General features: G+C 68.0%; 1 protein-coding gene and 1 pseudogene. Both read left to right on the top strand.

The genetic code is table 11. The features are described from left to right. Positions 1-2,658 (top strand): response regulator (locus DBR20_RS16365; RefSeq protein WP_146187038.1); only part of this gene is annotated, 2,658 nt, incomplete at its 5' end. Beyond that, a pseudogene (locus DBR20_RS23380) lies at positions 2,645-3,085 on the top strand (chemotaxis protein); the annotation flags it as partial. The gene DBR20_RS16365 and the pseudogene DBR20_RS23380, both read left to right, overlap by 14 nt.

Raw genomic sequence — 3,085 nt, 5'->3', positions numbered from 1 at the left:
GACCAGCCGTCCCCGGCGACGGTGGAAGACGTCGAGCCCGTGGAGACGGCGCAGGACGCCATTTTGCCTTCGCGCTTCTTCGAACTGGAAGATGCTCCGGGCCAGCCTGCCGTGGCGGACAGCGGCATGATCGTGGTGCCGATCGCGATGGAGGCTGCGGCGATCGACGCCGAACCTGTCGCCGTCGACAGCGCCGATGCGTTGGTGCCGGCGGACACGGCTGTGCTCGAGGCTCAAACCGAATCTGAGACCGAGACCGAATCCGAGACCGAATCCGAGTCCGAATCCGAAGACAGTGCCGACCTGCTCGACTTCAGCGTCTATGACCGCGAGCTGGTCGACATCTTCGTCGAGGAAGGCAAGGACCTGCTGGATCATTGCGACGGGCTGATCAGCGAACTGCGCGAAGCGCCGCAGGACCGCGAAGCCCTGGCCGGCCTGCAGCGCGATCTGCATACGCTGAAGGGCGGCGCGCGCATGGCGGGCATCAATGCCATCGGCGATCTCGGCCACAGCATCGAATCGCTGCTGGAGGCCGTCGCTGGCGGGCGCACCGAGATCGAACGTCGTGACGTGCAGTTGCTGGAACGCGGTTTTGACCGTCTGCACCAGCTGCTGACCCGCACTGGCGAACACCGCGTCGTCGAGCCGGCACAGGATCTGCTCGACGCCTTTGAAGCCCGCACGACAACCGACATCGCCGCTGCCAGCGCAGCTGCAGCCAGTGCTGCCATCGTGGCGGAGCAGACCCCGCAGGCGACTCCGGCCGTGGCCGTGGTCGACGCCCCGTTGTCTGCGCCGTTGCCGGTGGAAGGTTCTACCGAAGAAGACCCGCTGGCCCGTCCGCAGCAGGAGCAGGTGCGTGTGCGCGCCGACCTGCTCGACCGCCTGGTCAACCACGCCGGTGAAGTGGCGATCTACCGTTCGCGCCTGGAACAGCAGCTCGGTGCCTTCCGCGGCGCGATGGGCGAGCTGGAACGCACCAACGCGCGTCTTCGCGACCAGCTGCGTCGCCTGGACCTGGAAACCGAAGCGCAGATCGTTGCCCGCTACCAGCGCGAGCAGGACCAGGCCGACCACAAGTTCGATCCGCTGGAACTGGACCGTTTCTCCACCCTGCAGCAGCTCAGCCGCGCGCTGAACGAGTCCGCCGCCGATCTGGGTGGCCTGCAGGGCGTGCTGGACGATCTGTCGCGCCAGTACGATTCGCTCCTGCAGCAGCAGTCGCGTGTCAGTTCGGAACTGCAGGATGGCCTGATGCGCGCGCGCATGGTGCCGTTCGACGGCCTGGTGCCGCGCCTGCGCCGGGTGGTCCGCCAGGCAGGCATGGACACCGGCAAGCAGGTCCACCTGACCCTGGAAGGCACCCACGGCGAACTCGACCGCAACGTGCTCGATCGCATGGTCGCGCCGCTGGAGCACATGCTGCGCAACTCGGTTGCCCATGGTCTGGAAGCACCGGAGCAGCGTCGTGCCGCCGGCAAGCCGGAAGAGGGCGAAATCGCCATCCGCCTGCATCGTGAAGGCTCGGAAATCGTGCTGGACGTGGCCGACGATGGCGCTGGCCTGGATCGTGAGGCAATCCGCCGTCGCGCCATCGAACGCGGCCTGTTGCCTGCCGATGCGCAACCGAGCGAGCAGGAGCTGGACAACCTGATCTTCGCTTCGGGCTTCTCCACCGCCGATCAGGTCAGCCAGCTGGCGGGCCGTGGCGTCGGCATGGACGTGGTCGGCAACGAAGTGCGCCAGCTCGGTGGCTCGGTCGACATCCAGTCGGTGCGTGGCCAGGGCGTGCGTTTCACCCTGCGCCTGCCGCAGACGCTGGCGGTCACCCAGGCGGTGTTCGTGCAGATCGGCGAAACCACCTTCGCGGTGCCGGTGGCCTCGGTCAGTGGTATCGGCCGGCTGTCGCACGAACGCTTCGAAGCGGCCGACAGCAGCTACCGCTACAGCGGCGAAGACTATCCGCTGTACGACCTCGGCAGTCTGGTCGGCCAGGCCCCGGCGCGCGCCGACGGCCAGGCCCAGGTGCCGCTGCTGCTGGTCCGCGCGGGCGACCTGCGCGCCGCCGTTGCGATCGATCAGGTGCTGGGCAACCGCGAAGTCGTGGTCAAGCCTGTGGGCCTGCAGATCGCCTCGGTACCGGGCATCTACGGCGCCACCATCACCGGCGATGGCCGCGTGGTGGTGATCCTGGACGTGGCCCCGCTGGTGCGTCGCTTCCTGGCCAACCCGACTGCACCGGTGCTGATCAACGCGCCGCGCCAGGAACGGCAGGTGCCGCTGGTGATGGTGGTGGACGATTCGCTGACCATGCGCAAGGTCACTGGCCGCATCCTGGAGCGTCACAACTTCGAGGTGAGCGTCGCCCGCGATGGCGTCGAAGCCCTGGAGCAGCTGGAAGAGCGCGTGCCGGACCTGATGCTGCTGGACATCGAAATGCCGCGGATGGACGGCTACGAGCTGGCTACTGCAATGCGTGCCGATCCGCGCTACAAGGACGTGCCGATCGTGATGATCACCTCGCGCAGCGGCGACAAGCACCGCCAGCGCGCCTTCGAAATCGGTGTGCAGCGCTACCTGGGCAAGCCGTACCAGGAGCTGGACCTGATGCGTAACGTGTACGACTTGCTGGGGATTGCCCGTGTCCGTGAGTGACCTCGATCCGGTTCCGGCCGTAGCCCTGCTGGCCCGCCCGGGCGCGGCGCGTGAGCGCCTGCGCGAGGCGTTGGCCCATGCCGACGTGCAGATCGTGCTGGAAGACGATCCCATCACGCTGGAGCCGCAGGCGCTGCATGATGCACGCCCGCAGTTCGTGGTGATCGCGCTGGAAGCGGCCATTGAAGATGCGCTGGAGCGCCTGGAACCGGCGCTGTCGGCGCCCGGGTTGACCCTGGTGTTCGACGAGGCTGAACTGGCCGCGCGTCGCGATGGTTGGGAAGCGCAGCGCTGGGGCCGTCACCTGGCCGCCAAGCTGCACGGCCACCAGCAGGTGCTGCCGCCGGGCGCCGAGGACGAACCGGCACTGCAGCTTGAGCCGGGTCGGCCGTCGACGCCGCCGGTGCCGAAGGAAGCCGCGCTGCAG

This window comes from Stenotrophomonas sp. HMWF023 (assembly GCF_003060985.1).
GTDB classification, from domain to species: Bacteria; Pseudomonadota; Gammaproteobacteria; order Xanthomonadales; family Xanthomonadaceae; genus Stenotrophomonas; species Stenotrophomonas lactitubi.
Note: the sequence above shows the minus strand (reverse complement) of the source record. Positions and strands in the feature narration are given on the sequence as shown.